Source organism: Pseudomonas lundensis, from assembly GCF_002269125.1.
Classification (GTDB): Bacteria; Pseudomonadota; Gammaproteobacteria; order Pseudomonadales; family Pseudomonadaceae; genus Aquipseudomonas; species Aquipseudomonas lundensis_A.
Window position 1 is genome coordinate 32400 of the sequence record NZ_NQKI01000038.1, and the last position, 13252, is coordinate 45651.

The window sequence follows — 13252 nt, forward strand, 5'->3', positions numbered from 1 at the left end:
TCGCCATTGTTTTGTGCACTCGCACACGTGTCCCACCTCTCGAAGCAGGATGTTCGCCATGATTCGTTTGCCTCTGGCCTCCGCCAGTTTGCTGGCCATTGCTATTTCACTCGCCGGTTGTGGCGACAAAGACCAAGAAAAAAACACAGCAGCCCCAGCCCCTGCCGCGGCGACGACTCAGGCAACTCCTGCGGCTGACATCAGCGCTGTGAAAATCGACGAAGCGGCGGCCAAGGCCGTGGTTGCCCATTACGCCGACATGGTTCACGCCGTGTACAGCGACGCTCAAAGCACCGCAAAAAAACTGCAAACCGCCATTGATGCCTTCCTCGCCAACCCTAACGACGACACCCTGAAAGCCGCCAAGGCCGCGTGGGTAGAATCGCGCGTGCCGTACTTGCAGAGTGAAGTCTTCCGTTTCGGTAATACCATCATTGACGACTGGGAAGGTCAGGTGAACGCCTGGCCGTTGGACGAAGGCCTGATCGACTACGTTGACGCCAGCTACGCACACGCACTGGGCAACCCGGGCGCCAACGCCAACATCATCGCCAACACCCAAATTCAGGTTGGCGAAGACAAGGTCGACGTCACCGAAATCACCCCTGAAGTATTGGCCAGCCTGAATGAACTGGGTGGCTCGGAAGCCAACGTGGCCACCGGCTACCACGCCATTGAGTTCCTGCTGTGGGGCCAGGACCTGAACGGCACCGGCCCTGGCGCTGGCAACCGTCCTGCCTCTGACTACCTCGAAGGCGAAGGCGCCACCGGCGGCCACAACGACCGTCGTCGCGCTTACCTCAAAGCCGTGACCCAACTGCTGGTTAACGACCTGGACGAAATGGTCGGCAACTGGGCACCCAACGTGCCCGACAACTACCGCGCCTCGCTGGAAGCCGAGCCAGTACAGAACGGCTTGCGCAAGATGCTGTTCGGTATGGGCAGCCTGTCGTTGGGCGAATTGGCGGGCGAGCGCATGAAAGTGTCGCTGGAAGCCAACTCCCCTGAAGACGAGCAAGACTGCTTCAGCGACAACACCCACAACTCGCACTTCTACGATGCCAAAGGCATTCGTAACGTCTACTTGGGTGAGTACGTGCGCGCCGACGGCACTAAAATGACCGGCCCAAGCCTGTCGTCACTGGTGGTCGTGGTTGACCCTGCGGCTGACGCGACACTGAAATCAGACCTGGCTGACACTGAAGCCAAAATTCAGGTCATGGTGGATCGTGCTGCCAAGGGCGAGCACTACGACCAGTTGATCGCGGCAGGCAATGAGTCCGGCAATCAGGTGGTGCGTGATGCCATCGCCGCTCTGGTCAAGCAGACCGGTGCCATCGAACAGGCAGCAGGCAAACTGGGCATCAGCGACCTGAACCCGGACAACGCCGATCACGACTTCTGATCCGAAGGCTTTGCGCGCAAGACATAAGGCGACCTTCGGGTCGCCTTTTTACTGTCCGCCAGACCCTTGAAACGCTTTATGCCGCTCCCTTTTCCAGCTAGAAGACGCATTGACTGCCGCACGTCAAACCAAACGCTAATTCCTCTTATTTCAATTCTCCTTCCCTGCTAAACTTTGCGCCCTCGATTTTGCTCGTAGAACTGGACGCTGATGCCTTCGTTGCCTCTTCGCCTGTCACTGCTGCTCGTGGCCCTGAGCCTGGGCGGTTGTGATGATGCCCCGCGCTTTACCAAACCCGAGCCTGGCGAAGCCCGCTCCGGCGGGACCACGACAGTGCGCAAAACCGACCACAACGCCTTCTCCATGCCATCCGCCAATCTGGCGCCCAGTCGGCGTCTGGATTTCAGTGTCGGCAACAGCTTCTTCCGCAGCCCGTGGGTAATCGCCCCGTCTACCACCACGGCGCGCGACGGGCTTGGGCCGCTGTTCAACACCAATGCCTGCCAAAACTGCCACATCAAGGACGGTCGCGGCCATCCGCCAGCTCCCGGCGCCAAAAACTCAGTGTCGATGCTGGTTCGCCTGTCGATCCCGAATGAGCCGACGTTTGCCACGATGATCGAGCAAGCCGGGATCGTGCCCGAGCCCACTTACGGCGGCCAGTTGCAAGACATGTCGGTTCCGGGCGTCGTACCGGAAGGCAAAGTACGGGTCGAATACACGACAGTACCCGTCCGGTTCAAGGACGGCACCCACGTCGAGCTGCGCAAGTCCACCCTGCAGATCACCCAGTTGGGTTATGGCCCGATGCACCCCGACACACGCTTTTCTGCACGGATTGCCCCGCCCATGATCGGCCTCGGACTGCTCGAGGCCATTCCCGAAGCGGCGATCCTGGCCAATGTCAAAGACGACACGGCGGGCGGAGTGTCCGGGCGTCCCAATTGGGTCTGGGATGACGCGCAACAAAAAACGGTGTTGGGCCGATTCGGCTGGAAAGCCGGCCAACCGAACCTCAATCAACAAAATGTTCACGCCTTTTCTGGTGATATGGGGCTCACCACCTCGTTGAGACCCTTCGATGATTGCACCCGGTCGCAAACGGCATGCCTTGAAGCGCCCAACGGCAACGGCCCGGATGGCGAGCCCGAAGTCAGCGACAACATACTGCGTCTGGTCGAGTTCTATACCCGCAACCTCGCCGTGCCTGCGCGGCGCGATGTCGGTGCGCCCCAGGTGCTGGCCGGGAAGAACCTGTTCTACAAAGCTGGCTGTGTGGCGTGCCATACCCCAACATTCACCACCGCACACGACGCCGCCGAGCCTGAACTGGCCAATCAGGTCATTCACCCCTACAGCGACCTGCTGCTTCACGACATGGGCGAAGGCCTGGCCGACCACCGGACCGAGTTCACAGCCAGTGGTCGCGAGTGGCGCACACCGCCCCTGTGGGGGATTGGTTTGACGCAAAAAGTCAGTGGCCATACACAGTTTTTGCATGACGGTCGTGCCCGCAATCTGCTCGAGGCCGTGCTGTGGCATGGCGGCGAGGCCGAACCGGCGCGCCAGCAGGTTTTACAGTTCAATGCCGAGCAGCGCGCTGCGTTGCTGGCGTTCCTGAATTCTCTTTAAACGCCTACACGATCGGGGACCCCGACATGTTTCGACCCAAGTTGTTGTTCACCAGCCTTGCCGCCCTTGCCTTGGGTGCGTGTGCGCCCCAAGACCCGCAGGCTGTCACCTCGGCTGCGATCGCCAAACAGGTGATCCTGCCCACGTATAGCCGTTGGGTAGACGCTGACCGTCAACTGGCCGTCAGTGCTCTGGCTTATTGCCAAGGCAAGGAAAGCCTGGACACCGCGCGTGCCGACTTCCTGCACGCTCAGAAAGCCTGGGCCGAACTGCAACCCTTGCTGATCGGGCCGCTGGCTGAAGGCAACCGCTCGTGGCAAGTGCAGTTCTGGCCCGATAAAAAGAACCTGGTTGGCCGTCAGGTCGAGCAGTTGGTGATCGCCCAGCCGCAGATCGATGCGGCTGCGCTGGCCAAGTCGAGCGTTGTGGTGCAAGGGTTGTCCGCCTATGAGTACATCCTGTTCGACAGCAAGATCGACCTCGCAGACGAGACCACCAAAGCCCGTTACTGCCCCCTGTTGACCGCCATTGGCGAACGTCAGAAGCAACTGGCCGAAGAGATTCTCGCGAGCTGGAACAGCACCGACGGCATGCTGGCGCAAATGAGCAAGTTCCCGAACCAGCGCTATGCCGACTCCCACGAGGCCATCGCTGACCTGTTGCGGGTTCAGGTCACGGCACTCGACACCTTGAAGAAAAAACTCGGCACCCCGATGGGCCGTCAGAGCAAAGGCATCCCGCAGCCCTTCCAGGCAGACGCATGGCGCAGCGAGTCGTCGCTCAAGAGCCTGGCCGCCAGCCTCGCTGCGGCGCAGACGGTGTGGGTCGGTGTCGATAACAAGGGCCTGCGCGGCCTGCTGCCTGCCGATCAAAAGCCGCTGGCTGACAAGATCGACGCCGCCTATGCGGCCTCGCTCAAACTGTTCAATGACAACACCCGGTCGCTCAATGAGCTGCTCGCTGACGACGCCGGTCGCGCTCAACTGGATGCGATCTACGACAGCTTGAACGTGGTTCACCGCTTGCATGAAGGTGAGCTGGCCAAAGCACTGGGCATCCAATTGGGCTTTAACGCCAACGACGGCGATTAATGAAGGAAGGTTCGATGATGCGCAGGCAAGCTCTGAAACTTGGCGGGTTACTGCTCAGCGCCGTCACGCTGGGCGGTTGGTCGCTGTTCAAACAGAAAGGCCAAAGCCCGCTGTTGCTCAGCGCCCGGGACGATGTGGACGGCAATCACTTCGCTGTCGGCTACACGCTCGACGGCACGCAGGTGTTCAATACCCAGGTCAAGCAACGCTGTCACGACATCATCAACCACCCGACGTTACCCATTGCGCTGTTCGTCGCCCGTCGGCCCGGCACCGAAAGCTACCTGATCAGCCTCAAGGCCGGGGCACTGCTGCAAACCGTCACGTCGCTGCCCAACCGCCACTTTTATGGCCACGCCGTGATTCACAAGGACGGTGAATGGCTCTACGCCACTGAAAACGACACAACCGATCCGGGCCGCGGGTTGCTGGGGGTTTACCGCTTTGCAGGCGACCGCCTGATTCACAGCGGCGAGATCCCGACCCATGGCGTCGGCCCGCATCAAGTGTCGTGGATGCCTGACGGCGAAACCCTGGTAGTGGCCAACGGCGGAATTCGTACCGAAGCCGAAAGCCGTGTCGAAATGAACCTCAACGCCATGGAACCCAGCCTGGTGCTGATGCACCGCGACGGCACCCTCCTAAGCAAAGAGACTTTGAGCCAGCAGATGAACAGTGTGCGGCACTTGGGTATTGCCAGCGATGGCACCGTGGTGGCCTGCCAGCAGTTCATGGGTGATGCCCACGAGTTGTCGGAGTTACTGGCAATCAAGCGCCCGGGCCAGCCATTTGAGCCTTTCCCTGTGGCTGAGCAACAGCTACGCGCGATGGGCCATTACACGGCCAGCGTGGCGGTGCACAGTGATCTGCGGCTGGTGGCATTGACGGCGCCGAGGGGCAATAGATTCTTTGTCTGGGATCTGGACAGTGGCGCGGTGCGGCTGGATGCACCGTTAGCAGATTGCGCGGGTGTAGCGGCTGTGAAGGACGGGTTTGTAGTGACCTCGGGGCAAGGACGGTGCCGGTTCTATGATTGCCGACAACCCCAATTGACTGCCAAACCGCTGGATCTACCGGCGGGGCTTTGGGACAACCACCTGCACGTGATGTAACGCAGGCCCGGTGTAGCAACTGTCGGAGAGAGCGTCGCCGAAGGCCGGTCCGGCGACTGCTATCAAGCCCTCTGACATGTTTTCAACCCTGTGGACGTAAACCCTGGGACATACCAAACATGAACAACAGCAGGTCATGATCGGGCGTGGCCACGTTTTGAACCTTGGCCACCCTCGGCAACGGGCAATGATTGCCACTGAGGGTAGCGCTCAATACCTGTGGCCTGGGCTGCTCCCAGGCGGCCAGCGCCACTGACGCAATGGCCAGTGCCGCCAGCAAAAACAAACCTCGTGCAATTTCTCGCTTCATCACCGTAACCCTTTGATGGCGCTGCCAAACACCGTTTCGTAAAAGTAGATGAGTTTGCGCCAGTCGGTATCGCTCCACGACGAATGGCGTCGTAACTGTTTCAGATCGTGTGAGGCAGCTTTATAAGGTGTCAGACGTTGCCTGCATTTCTCCAGATCAAGCAGAGCGACATCTACCTGTGCAGCCTGGGCGGTGCCAGTGACCCGCACAAAAACGTGTTTGATATACAGACAGCCATGCTGCCAGCGCCCCAGGTGCATACGCGCAAGGTTCTGTGCGACTGCTTCCAGTACACGCTCATGTACGGCTTCACCGAACCGTTCACGACCGCCCGCGGCGTACCATTTTTCAATTTCGATATAGCCGTCCAATGACGCCGTGACCAACAAGGCACGCCATTGTTTGTCGCCCGCCTGTTTCGCGCCGCAAAACACCAACTCGGGCACGTTTACATTAAGTTCGCGCAGCCCGAGCAATGCATCACGTTCTCGCAGCACTGTCGGCCGTCCCTGCGGGTACCGCCAGCTGCGGTAAATATGACCCACTTGACGCTTGGCATAGAGCAACTTGCCGCCTTCATAAATCCTTTGTACGCCACTTTCCCCGCCCCGCCGCTGGTTGGGCTCTTCAACCCATTCACCTTCCTGGCGCCAGTAATGTTCAAAACAATCTTCAGTGGACATCGGGGGTTGCTGTACAAAATCAACAGTCATGAGTTATCTCTTGCGTAGTACGTAAACCCGCCACATCGCGTACAGCGGAATAAAATCCAGATGTTTCTGAATGGTGAAACCAGCCTTTTTAAACTCTTGCTCAACCGTAACAACGGGTAACACAAACCGATTTTGGTAACCCTCCTGCACAGTTGAAGCGCCGCGCCGATGCTCAAGGCGCTTACGTTTCCACGCCTTGAAATTGCCATCGACCCACAGGGAAATAATCACACTGTCGCGGCTGACACGATGAAACTCCCGCAATAGAGCCATCCGGTGACTTGCGTCACCGATATGGTGGAGCAGGCGCATGCAAAAAATGCTGTCGACTGCGTTATCTGGCAGGTCGATATCAAAAGCAGAGGTCTGCAAACGGCGTACCCGTTTTACCACCGAGGCGGGCTGCGCATTTGAAGCCACATCAAGCATAGACGCCGAATTGTCCGCGCCAATGATTTCGCGATTATGTCTTTGTGCCAGCAGCGGCCAGAAACGCCCCGCACCGCACGGCAAATCCAGCACCACAGCAGGCTCACCGGCCAACGCCAGCGCATGGCGAGCCAGTTGCTCATCCCGGGCATGGGACAAGCGGCGTGCCAAACCGTTCTGGTGCTTTAACAGATAATCCGAGGCGTGCTGCTGGTCGTACTTTTCAGAAAACTTGAGTTTGATCGCGGGGCTCATGATGGCTCTCCTGAAGCGTGTAGCCATCACCTTAATCAGGCAGCTGTGAGCTTCAGGTCATCAACGAGTGAAAAAAATGTGGTGTAAACCCGGCAATGTTTGCGAGGTTTTACAGGCTAGAAATGGTGGCGCAGGGCCACTTCACGACTAAAAACGCTCGTTTTACGACAACCTGCCGGGCGCAGGCTGTCGTAAAAGAAGGATTAGTCTGAAGGATTAAGTTCTACGCGGAAGCGGCATCCATTGGGCTCCATGGTCGTCAGCGTCACGCGCCAGCCCTGGCTGTCACAGATTCGCTGCACCAGGGATAGCCCCAGGCCGAGCCCTTCTCCGCGTTTTTCACTGCCGCGCACGAAAGGCTGGAACATCGCCTGACGTTTCTCTTCCGGGATGCCTACGCCACTGTCTTCCACCACAAACCCGGCGGGTTCCAGGGTGAGGCGAATGAAACCCGTGTCGGTGTAGTGCAAGGCATTGCGCAGTAGGTTGCCCATCACCGCATGCAGAAAAGTCGCGTTGTAGAGCGTATCGAGTGGTTCGCCCGGCTGATAGATCAATTCCAGCCCTTTGGCTTCGATTGGCCCGCGCCACAGACTGATCAAGCCTTCAGCCACCGTCGAGAGGTTGACCTTTGGCGACATGCTGGCGTCCTCATGCTGCGCACGCGCCAGCATCAGGAAGGTTTGCACCAGTTCACGCATTTCTTCACAGGCACGGGAAATTCGCTCAACCTGCGAGCGGCTGCGCTGATCCAGGCCCGGACTTTCGAGCAACAGCTCGCAGGAACTGGCCAGCACCATCAATGGCGTACGCAACTCATGGCTGACGTCACTGGTAAACAACCGCTCACGCGTCAGGGTGGCACGCAGTCGGCCCAACGTGGCGTCAAAGGCCACGGCCAGCTCACCCACTTCGTCAGCCGCGTAATCGGGCGCCAGCGGCGGCGCCAGCCCAAGGAGCTGGTCGCGATGACGCACCTGCCGCGCCAGCCTCACCACGGGAGCCATCACCCGCCGAGCCAGCACCCACCCCAGAAACACTGCCAGCGCCAGTGCCAGCACAAAGCCCACCAGCACCACGGCAAACAGCACCCGTTCGCGCTCTTCAAAGTCACTCTGGTCTTGCAGCAACACGTAGCGACGACTGTCCACCACTTCCACCATGGCGTGATACGACAGCTGATCGCGGAATACCTCGTGGAAGCCGGGTTCCAGATGGCGCAAGTCCTTGGGCAAGGCAAAGTCGCCGCGACCGCCACTGTAATAAAACAGCTGATCGGGTTCGGGGCGGTGGTTCCAGTCCGCGACGTTGTCCATCAGCAACAGGCGCTGCAAGTCGCCGCCAAGGCCGGCCGAGATGAGCTTCTCTTCCACCAAATGCACAGTGGCCACGATGCCCATGGCGAAGGTACCCGCCACCAGCGCGCTCATCAGCGCAAAAGCAATGATGATTCGCTGGGCGAGGCTTTGCTTAAACTCCATCGCGCGCCTCGGCGAGGCGGTAGCCCACGCCATGCACGGTTTGCAGCAGCGGCTTGTCGAACGGTTTGTCGATCACTTGGCGCAATTGATGAACATGGCTGCGCAAGCTGTCGCTGTCCGGGCAATCATCGCCCCACAACGCTTCTTCCAGCACTTCACGGCGCAACACATGGGGGCTTTTCTGCATCAGCACGGCCAACAACTTCAGGCCCACAGGGTTGAGCTTAAGCAAACGCCCGTCACGGGTGACTTCCAGGGTGTCGAGGTCGTATTTCAAATCCGCTACTTGCAACTCGCGGCGCCCTCCGCCCTGCGCACGGCGCAGCACCGCTTCAATGCGGGCCGCCAGCTCAGACAGTGCGAACGGCTTGAGCAGGTAATCGTCGGCTCCCGACTTGAAACCTTGCAAACGGTCGTCCAGTTGATCGCGCGCGGTAAGCATGATCACCGGCGTATCACGACGGGCATCTTCACGTAGGCGTTTGCACAAAGTGTAGCCGTCGATACCGGGCAACATGATGTCGAGCACGATCAGGTCGTAATGCTCGGTGGCCGCCAGGTGCAACCCCGACAAGCCGTCTTGCGCACAATCGACGGTATAGCCCTTAAGGCCCAGATAATCGGCCAGATTGGCGAGGATATCGCGGTTGTCTTCAACCAATAGAATTCGCATGGGCACTATCTCCGTACGCAGTTACGGCCGTCTTGGCCCGCGCAGCTTAGTGCGAACAACGCCGCAGGGCTAGCGCCACAAGGCGTTCGAAGGATTTAGTTTGACGGCTGACGCCCTTAACATTTTTTTCACTTACGGTTCACAAGTGGCCGACAGCCCTCTGAGCAGACTTGCGCACCCCACGGGTTTAAGGAAAACCGACCATGCGTCTGCTGCACACTGCGCCAATGCGCTATCTCTTTCTGTTGACTGGCTGTTGGCTGGCGACCTTTCTCATCACTCGTGGCGTTTTACTGGCCACTCACGTGGGTGAGGCGGGCAATCACTGGCTGCCCGTATTCGGCATCGGACTGCTCTACGACCTGGGCTTTTTAGCTTATGCCGCGTTGCCGCTGGGCCTTTACCTGTTGCTCTGCCCGCCTGCGCTGTGGCGCCGACGCGGACATCGCTGGTTCCTGCAAGGGCTGTTGAGTGTCAGTTTATTCGCCATGCTGTTCACCGCCGTGGCGGAGTGGTTGTTCTGGGATGAGTTCGGCGTGCGCTTCAATTTCATCGCCGTCGACTATCTGGTTTATTCGGACGAAGTGCTTAATAACGTGCTGGAGTCCTACCCGATTAGCGCCCTGCTCAGCACCATCGCAGCCGTGGCCATCGCCCTGAGCGTTGCCCTGCGCAAGCCCTTCAAGGCAGCCATGAATGCGCCATTACCTGCTTTACGCGATCGCACGGTTAGCCTGGCCGGTTTGTTGTTAATCGCAGGGCTGAGCCTGCAACTGCTCAATCAGGACAGCCCCCGCGGCCAAGGTGGCAATGCTTACCAGCATGAACTGGCGAGCAACGGGCCGTATCAATTCTTCGCGGCATTTCGCAACAACGAACTCGATTACCAGCAGTTCTATGCCAGCCTGCCTACCGAGGTCGTGGCCAAACAGATACGCGCCGAGTTGACGGAGCCCAACGCAACTTTCGTGGGCCAGGACCCGTTGGATATCCGCCGCACTATCGACAACCCCGGTTCGCCCATCCAGCCCAATATCGTGCTGGTGACCATTGAAAGCTTGAGTGCCAAATACCTGGGCAGCAACGGTGATGATCGCAATCTCACGCCGAACCTTGATCAATTGCGCAAAGAGAGCTTGTACTTCAATAACTTTTACGCCACCGGCACCCGCACCGATCGCGGCCTGGAAGCCATTACCTTGGCCATTCCCCCTACCCCAGGACGTTCCATCGTCAAGCGCATAGGACGGGAAAGCGGCTTCGCCAGCCTGGGCCAGCAACTCAACGCCGTCGGTTATGACAGTGTGTTTGTGTATGGCGGCCGTGGTTACTTTGACAACATGAACGCGTTTTTCAGCGGTAACGGCTACCGCGTGGTGGACCAAAGCAGCGTGAACGAAGCTGACATTCACTTCAAAAACGCTTGGGGCATGGCCGATGAAGATCTGTACCGTGAAACCCTGAAACTGGCAGACGCCGACTTCGCCAAGAACAAGCCGTTCTTGCTGCAATTGATGACGACGTCAAACCATCGTCCCTACACCTACCCTGACAACCGCATCGATATCAAGTCAGGCAATGGCCGTGACGGTGCGGTGAAATACACCGACTACGCTATCGGCCAATTCCTGAACGATGCTCGGAAGAAACCATGGTTCGACAACACGATCTTTGTCTTTGTGGCCGATCACACTGCCGGCAGCGCAGGTAAAGAAGATCTGCCAATCAGCAATTACCAGATTCCCTTGTTCATCTATGCCCCAAAGCTGATTCAGGCACGGGAAAGCGCACAATTGGCCAGCCAGATTGACTTGGCTCCGACGTTGCTGGGCCTGTTGAACCTGGACTATCAGTCCACCTTTTTTGGCCGCAACTTGCTGCAAGACAACCCGCTGCCGCCACGGGTGGTGGTGGGCAACTACCAGCATTTAGGTTTATTCGATGGCAAAGATCTGGCCATTCTGAGCCCGCGTCAGGGCCTGCGTCGCCACGATCAGGCGCTGACCGACAGTATTGAATCCCGCGCTCCGGCAACCGATGCGTTAATTGAGCGGGCGATCACCTACTACCAAACTGCCAGTTATGGCTACAAACAGCAGTTATTGAGCTGGAAACCCGTGCAGGCAGTGCCTGAGCAGATCACGAAACGCTGAACTCGACGGATAACTGCGGTCTTGGTGAAGGACCGCAGCGGTGGGCTTGAGTGGCACGACATCGTTTGCCACTCACCCGCTTGGCCAACGTGGTGTGCCACATGCCCAAACGCGAGGCAATAAAAAGCCCCGCCTGATTACTCAGGCGGGGCTTTTGCGTATCGGGGTAAGGCTGGCTGTCGGGTAAGAAACGGCCATTACTGACCGTCCCTCCCCTAAGAACTGTACGTGCGAGTTTCCCCGCATACAGCTCAAGCCTTTGTAAGCCCTTTCTCAGTTGAAAGAGCCGGTGCCGCACTGTGTAACTGTCGATGACAGTTGGGATGCAACAACACCAGATTGCCCAGCTCGTCGCATCCGCCCTTGTGCCGCTCGATAACATGGTGAATGTTCCACCCGCTTTCGAACGTAATCAACTGCTTGCACATCGGGCAGCGCTTGCTCTGGCCAAGCCACAGCGTCAGCGTCTTCCGCTTCCCCTCGTCCGAGCTTCGCCACGCATATTCCAGCCGTTGCTCGAAGTACATCTCGTCCTCTGGGGCGTATGGGTTAGCCTCCGCCTTGATCTTGGTGTGCCGCTTGATCGGCGTATCGCTGGCGTACAACAAGTGGAGCAGTTTGCCGCTGGGGTGTAGCCCGGAGAATACCCAACTACGTGTTCCCACGCGCTTGAAGTATTTTTCCTTGATCCAACGTTTGCAGCGATTCAGATGTCGCCGCCTGCACCATCGCCATAGCAATTTCCAGATCCTGTAATCCACGTAGTTGAAGGTCTGCTTGGCGACAATCGGCCGATGATAATTGGCCCAACCCCGAATAACTGGATTGAGCTGCTTGATCAACAGGCTGGCCGGTGCCGCTTTGTTCGCTTCAACCAACGCCTTAACCTTGGCCAGAAATGCTTTCACGTTCTTGTGGGCTGGCTTTATCAGCAGCTTGTCACCGTACTTGCGAATATTCTGACCGAGGAAATCGAACCCATCCGATACATGCGTGAACAACGTTTTCTCCACCGCAAGGCTCAACCCCCGCTCGGCCATGAAGGCTTCGACGAGTGGCTTCACCTCGTTTTCCAGCAGCTCTTTCGAGATGCCGGTGATGACGAAATCATCTGCGTATCGCACATAGTTGACCTTGGTCTTGTAGCTGGCTTTGGTATTACGCTGCCCGAACCGAGATTCGAACTCCTTTTCCAGTCCATCAAGGGCCAGGTTGGCCAATACGGGCGAGATGATCCCTCCTTGCGGAGTTCCCGCCCCTGTCGGATTCAATCGACCGGATTCCAAATATCCCGCTTTCAGCCATTTCCTTAGAACCACTTTGTCCATCGGGACGTTAGTGATCAGCCAGTCGTGACTGATGTTGTCGAAACATCCCTTTATATCGCCCTCCATGACCCACTGCGCAGAATGCTTGCGACCGAGATTGACGAACAATTGCTCGATTGCATCTGCCGTGGAACGGTGAGGGCGAAAGCCATAGGAATTTCGGTCGGCTGTGGTCTCAGACACCGGTTCAAGTGCCAGCAGGTATAACGCCTGCATCGCTCGATCCAGCATCGTCGGAATCCCCAGCGGTCTACGCTGGCCATTTGCTTTGGGAATGTAAATCCGCCGCAGTGGCCGGGGCTTGTTGTAGTGGTCAACTAATCCCGGACACGACGTTAAGTTTTTTCTCGGCCTGAGCCGGCGTTAGCCCGCCATTAAATTGATGAGGCCGTATCCAGTTGTAGCGATGCATCAAATAATGACTGATGTCTCGTTGTGCCTGCTGAACCGACATATAACCCACTGAAGGTATCCACTCGGTTTTCAAGCTGCGAAATACTCGCTCCATCGGTGAGTTGTCGTAACAATTGCCCCGGCGACTCATGCTCTGGCTGATGCGGTACCGCCACAGACGCTGACGGAAGTGGCGACTTCCATATTGGGCGGATTCAACTGGTCGTCGCAACACCTTGATCGAGGTGTTTATGGGACGATCCGCAGGATGGATGCA

Annotated in this window: 12 protein-coding genes and 1 pseudogene; 5 read left to right on the plus strand and 8 right to left on the minus strand. The window is 58.0% G+C overall.

Annotated elements, in window-relative coordinates; translation table 11 throughout:
- Positions 1–58: 58 nt before the first annotated feature.
- From CJF39_RS19090 to CJF39_RS19105, 4 genes are all read left to right on the plus strand, one after another.
- A complete protein-coding gene (locus CJF39_RS19090; RefSeq protein WP_094994843.1) occupies positions 59–1405 on the plus strand; it encodes an imelysin family protein in 1347 nt (448 codons plus the stop codon).
- 210 nt (positions 1406–1615) lie between these two features.
- Positions 1616–3037, plus strand: coding sequence for a di-heme oxidoredictase family protein (locus tag CJF39_RS19095; RefSeq protein ID WP_094994844.1), 1422 nt, complete (start codon positions 1616–1618; stop codon positions 3035–3037).
- A gap of 26 nt (positions 3038–3063) precedes the next feature.
- Positions 3064–4128: an imelysin family protein gene (locus CJF39_RS19100; RefSeq protein WP_094994845.1), complete on the plus strand. Its 1065-nt coding sequence runs from the start codon at positions 3064–3066 to the stop codon at positions 4126–4128.
- 14 nt (positions 4129–4142) lie between these two features.
- Positions 4143–5240 carry a DUF1513 domain-containing protein gene (locus CJF39_RS19105; protein ID WP_094994846.1) on the plus strand — a complete coding sequence of 366 codons (1098 nt, stop codon included), beginning with the start codon at positions 4143–4145 and terminating at the stop codon, positions 5238–5240.
- A gap of 82 nt (positions 5241–5322) precedes the next feature.
- On the opposite strand, the gene CJF39_RS19110 is transcribed toward CJF39_RS19105, so the two are convergent.
- The 5 genes from CJF39_RS19110 to colR all read right to left on the minus strand — a co-directional run bounded on the left by CJF39_RS19110 (position 5323) and on the right by colR (position 9101).
- Positions 5323–5550 carry a hypothetical protein gene (locus CJF39_RS19110; protein ID WP_094994847.1) on the minus strand — a complete coding sequence of 76 codons (228 nt, stop codon included), beginning with the start codon at positions 5548–5550 and terminating at the stop codon, positions 5323–5325.
- Positions 5550–6263: a lipopolysaccharide kinase InaA family protein gene (locus CJF39_RS19115; RefSeq protein ID WP_094994848.1), complete on the minus strand. Its 714-nt coding sequence runs from the start codon at positions 6261–6263 to the stop codon at positions 5550–5552. The genes CJF39_RS19110 and CJF39_RS19115 overlap by 1 nt, the downstream gene beginning before the upstream one ends.
- A gap of 3 nt (positions 6264–6266) precedes the next feature.
- The gene (locus tag CJF39_RS19120; protein WP_094994849.1) at positions 6267–6947 is read right to left on the minus strand and encodes a class I SAM-dependent methyltransferase; all 681 of its coding nucleotides are present in this window, start codon (positions 6945–6947) and stop codon (positions 6267–6269) included.
- Between the two features lie 203 nt (positions 6948–7150).
- Positions 7151–8428, minus strand: a complete 1278-nt coding sequence (locus CJF39_RS19125) for a sensor histidine kinase (RefSeq protein WP_094994850.1) — start codon at positions 8426–8428, stop codon at positions 7151–7153.
- Positions 8418–9101, minus strand: coding sequence for a two-component system response regulator ColR (colR, locus tag CJF39_RS19130; RefSeq protein WP_048362807.1), 684 nt, complete (start codon positions 9099–9101; stop codon positions 8418–8420). Before colR ends, CJF39_RS19125 begins: the two co-directional genes overlap by 11 nt.
- Before the next feature lie 203 nt (positions 9102–9304).
- Between colR and CJF39_RS19135 the strand changes: the two genes are divergently transcribed.
- Positions 9305–11254 (plus strand): LTA synthase family protein, encoded by a 1950-nt coding sequence (locus tag CJF39_RS19135; protein ID WP_094994851.1) that lies wholly within the window; start codon positions 9305–9307, stop codon positions 11252–11254.
- A gap of 251 nt (positions 11255–11505) precedes the next feature.
- Here the strand turns inward: CJF39_RS19135 and CJF39_RS23565 are convergent, their stop codons facing one another.
- The 3 genes and pseudogenes from CJF39_RS23565 to CJF39_RS19145 all read right to left on the minus strand — a co-directional run.
- Positions 11506–11781: an HNH endonuclease signature motif containing protein gene (locus CJF39_RS23565; protein WP_349290213.1), complete on the minus strand. Its 276-nt coding sequence runs from the start codon at positions 11779–11781 to the stop codon at positions 11506–11508.
- A 156-nt stretch (positions 11782–11937) separates the two neighbouring features.
- Positions 11938–12879: pseudogene (ltrA, locus tag CJF39_RS19140) on the minus strand (group II intron reverse transcriptase/maturase); the annotation flags it as partial.
- Between the two features lie 16 nt (positions 12880–12895).
- The coding region (locus CJF39_RS19145; RefSeq protein WP_249275353.1) for an integrase core domain-containing protein at positions 12896–13252 on the minus strand (357 nt) is incomplete at its 5' end.